This is a genomic window from Pseudomonas lundensis (genome assembly GCF_001042985.1).
In the GTDB taxonomy this organism is placed as follows: Bacteria; Pseudomonadota; Gammaproteobacteria; order Pseudomonadales; family Pseudomonadaceae; genus Aquipseudomonas; species Aquipseudomonas lundensis.
In genome coordinates, this window is record NZ_JYKY01000064.1 from 1 (window position 1) to 2019 (window position 2019).

Here is a 2019-nt window from a genome sequence, read left to right on the forward strand (position 1 = left end):
GTAACCGCTCCATGAACCCCACATTCAAAGCACTAAGCTAATGCCAGATGCTGGGCTCCCGATTCTCTCAGGAGCCCTGAGATCATGATGCGACCCGACGCCAAAGTCGAAAAAGTGTACCTCTACCCCAAACCTGTGGACTTTCGAAAATCCATCGACGGACTGGCTGCTCTGGTCGAACTGGATATCAAGGTTGCCGTGTTCGACCCGGTACTTTTCGTTTTCCTCAACAAGCCGCGCAACCGAGTGAAAATCTTGTACTGGGAGCGCAACGGCTTCTGCCTTTGGCTCAAACGCCTGGAATCGGAGCGATTCAAAACATCGCCCGATGCCACCGACGAGGCGATTGTCCTGAACGTTCAGGAACTGAACTGGCTGCTCGACGGTTTTGACCTCTGGCGTAACCGCCCCCATCAGGTTTTGACGCCGCGATTCGTGGCTTGATTCGGTATAATTCAGGGCATGAAATCCATGCCCGACAACCTTCCCGACGATCTCCAACTGCTCAAGCAAATGCTTGCGAAGATGCAGTCGCGGGTCGGTTTTCTAGAAGAAGAGAACGCATTGCTGCGCCAGCGCTTGTTCGGACGCAAGTCCGAGCAAACAGCCGATCCGGCCACACCGCAGTTGGCGCTCTTCAACGAAGCCGAAAGCGTCGTCGAAGCTATCGACGAAAATGCTGAAGAAGAGGTTGTCACCCCCGCTAAGCGCCGTGGCAAACGCAAGCCACTGCCTGCCGACCTGCCGCGCATCGAAGTCATCCACGAACTTCCCGAGCATGAACTGACTTGCGTCTGCGGCTGCCGCAAACACGCCATTGGCGAGGAAGTCAGCGAGCAGCTTGAAATCGTGCCGATGCAGATCCGGGTCATCAAGCATGTTCGTAAAGTCTATGGCTGCCGCGACTGCGAAACGGCACCCGTCACAGCAGACAAGCCAGCTCAACTGATTGAAAAGAGCATGGCCAGCCCCAGCGTTCTGGCGATGTTGCTGACTACCAAATACGTTGACGGTTTACCGCTTCATCGATTTGAAAAAGTGTTGGGTCGCCACGGTATCGATATCCCACGCCAGACCTTGGCGCGCTGGGTTATCCAGTGCGGCGAACACTTCCAGCCGCTGCTGAATTTGATGCGCGACCGGCTACTGGAAAGCCGCGTCATCCACTGCGACGAAACACGCGTGCAAGTGCTGAAAGAACCAGATCGAGAACCGAGCAGCCAGTCCTGGATGTGGGTGCAAACCGGCGGCCCACCGGATAGGCCGGTAATCCTTTTTGACTACTCCACCAGCCGGGCGCAGGAGGTGCCAATGCGCCTGCTCGAGGGTTATCGCGGTTACGTAATGACCGATGATTACGCCGGTTACAACGCCTTGGGCGCCCAAACCGGAGTCGAGCGTCTAGGCTGCTGGGCGCATGCTCGACGCAAGTTTGTTGAAGCACAGAAAGTGCAGCCCAAAGGTAAAACGGGGCGTGCCGATATCGCGCTGAACCTGATCAACAAGCTGTATGGGATCGAACGCGACTTGAAGGCCAGTAGCGACGCTGATCGTAAAATCGGCCGTCACGAACATAGCCTGCCGATACTGGCTCAGTTGAAAAGCTGGATCGAAAAGACGCAGCCACAGGTCACCGCTCAGAATGCCTTGGGCAAAGCCATCAATTACCTCGCAAGTAACTGGAGCAAGCTGGAGCGATACGTCGAGGAAGGGTATTTGCCGATGGACAACAACGCGGCAGAACGCGCGATCCGCCCCTTCGTGATCGGAAGAAAGAACTGGCTGTTTAGCGACACGCCCAAGGGCGCCACGGCCAGTGCTCAACTGTACAGCCTGGTCGAGACTGCCAAAGCCAACGGCCAGGAACCTTATGCGTGGCTGCGCCACGCACTTGAACGTTTGCCAACGGCGACATCGGTAGAGGATTACGAAGCCTTGCTGCCGTGGAACTGCGAACCTCGACTTCACAGCTAAACGCTTTACCCATCTTTAGCCAAGTGGGGTTTATGGAGCGCTTAC

The 2019-nt window shown here is 56.1% G+C and carries 2 protein-coding genes; both read left to right on the forward strand.

The annotated features are described in order from the left end of the window. Positions 1–84 precede the first annotated feature (84 nt). Entirely contained in the window at positions 85–444 is a 360-nt protein-coding gene (gene tnpB / locus TU74_RS22830; protein ID WP_048377744.1) for an IS66 family insertion sequence element accessory protein TnpB, read from the forward strand. An 18-nt stretch (positions 445–462) separates the two neighbouring features. Then, positions 463–1974, forward strand: coding sequence for an IS66 family transposase (tnpC, locus tag TU74_RS22835; RefSeq protein ID WP_048377745.1), 1512 nt, complete (start codon positions 463–465; stop codon positions 1972–1974). Positions 1975–2019: the final 45 nt, after the last annotated feature.

Excerpts from the sequence above, each read along its gene's own strand:
- tnpB (WP_048377744.1), top strand. The coding sequence starts at position 85 with ATGATGCGACCCGACGCCAAAGTCGAAAAAGTGTACCTCTACCCCAAA.
- tnpC (WP_048377745.1), top strand. The coding sequence starts at position 463 with ATGAAATCCATGCCCGACAACCTTCCCGACGATCTCCAACTGCTCAAG.